Genomic DNA, 1,509 nt, shown 5'->3' on the forward strand with positions numbered 1-1,509 from the left:
AGTAAAAATAAAAAGAAAGAGATAAGATAGAGGAGAGGTTAATATGAAAAAGATAAATGCGTTAGGAATGAGTGCTTTAGTGGCGGTCATGTTACTGAATGGTTGCGGTCCGAAACAAAGTGCAACTGTTGCGGAAAAGAATGATGGACAAAAGGAGACCATCACCACTTCAAATTCAAAACCACAACCGGAAATAACGAAAAAGGAAGAAGTGAAACAAGAAGAAAAGAAAGTGGAAGCTAAGGAAACAGTTCCGGCTCAAAAGGAAGTTTCCACGAAAAAAGAGGAAGTCTCTAAAGTATCCACTTCAACTAATTCAACTAAGAAGAACAATAGCATAAGCACTAAAGCAAAAAGTTCTAAATCAAGTGTTCAAACGAAGAAGTCTACTTCTAATTCAACTTCCAGTAAGAAGGCTACTACTGCCAAGACAGCTACTTCTAATTCAACTTCCAGTAAGAAGACTTCCTCAAAGGGAAAGACGAGTAGTGCTAAAGGAAGCTCCACTAGTGCAACCAAGCCATCCAATAGCACAACAAAACCAAAGGCTTGTAAATATAAATTAGGGTGTGATGGCAGCTGTAATAAAAGAATGTGCTTAACAGCAGATCAAGTTTATGCGAAATATTCAGAATGGGTAGATCAAAGTGGCAATGTATCCAGTTTTAGAATGGGTGATTCAGATTTTGATGGTTGTTGGGTATTATACACAAATGATGGCTCATTTAGAGTTGGAGAAGATTAGTTGCTAGTTCCTTTTTTTACAACTAAAATAGTGAAAGAATTTTTACTTCTTGAAGGCGGACTTTTCCGTCTTTTTTATATTTGAAAGGTCTGGGAGTGAAATGCCCCCAAGAAAGGAGAGTCTATGAGAGATAAAGGAATCTTATGGAAAGTACCACCATAGGAAAAAGAGAAAAAGAGATAAACAATAAAGAATATATAAGACGGAAAGCTTCCGTCTTTTTTGATGAAAAAGGAGAAAAATATGAAAAATAAATTTAAAAAACTATTCAGTTTAATTTTTGCGACCATGATGATGATTACAACCATGTGGACCGTCAAGACCACCGTACAAGCCGCTACGGTATCAGATGGCGGCTATTCAGGTTATTGGTTTCATTCTAAAAATGGAGGATTGGCTAATGGAATGAAGCTGGTACCTCAACGACTTCATTTCTATAATGGGATACCCGCTTATTGTGTAGAGCCAAAGAAAATGATTAAGCTGGGTGCTGATGTGTATAACACTTCCAGTTTAAAAGACTATGAAGCCTTATCCGCATCGACCAAACAGAAAATTTCTGAGATCTCTTACTTTGGCTATGGTTATTCAGGAAGAAAAGATCCAATTCATTATATCGCCACACAAGCATTGATTTGGGAAACAATATCTTCAGAGTATCAGAAGTTAGAGGTTCATTATTTACCAAATAATCCGCAATATGGTCATTTATCGAACGCTAATAAAGTAACGGATAAAGTTAAAACGATTAAAGCAGCCATTTT

Annotated in this window: 2 protein-coding genes; both read left to right on the forward strand. The window is 36.4% G+C overall.

Going from position 1 to position 1,509, the window contains the following annotated elements; genetic code table 11:
• Positions 1-43: 43 nt before the first annotated feature.
• Positions 44-745: a hypothetical protein gene (locus tag K7I92_RS07375; RefSeq protein WP_220282612.1), complete on the forward strand. Its 702-nt coding sequence runs from the start codon at positions 44-46 to the stop codon at positions 743-745.
• Between the two features lie 243 nt (positions 746-988).
• A partial coding sequence (locus K7I92_RS07380) for a thioester domain-containing protein (protein ID WP_220282613.1) occupies positions 989-1,509 on the forward strand: 521 nt, incomplete at its 3' end.

Origin of the sequence: Bulleidia sp. zg-1013 (genome assembly GCF_019798045.1) — a bacterium.
Lineage (GTDB): Bacteria > Bacillota_I > Bacilli_A > Erysipelotrichales > Erysipelotrichaceae > Bulleidia.

Bases quoted from the DNA above. Each gene is read 5' to 3' on its own strand.
- K7I92_RS07375 (WP_220282612.1), top strand. From the start codon at position 44: ATGAAAAAGATAAATGCGTTAGGAATGAGTGCTTTAGTGGCGGTCATG.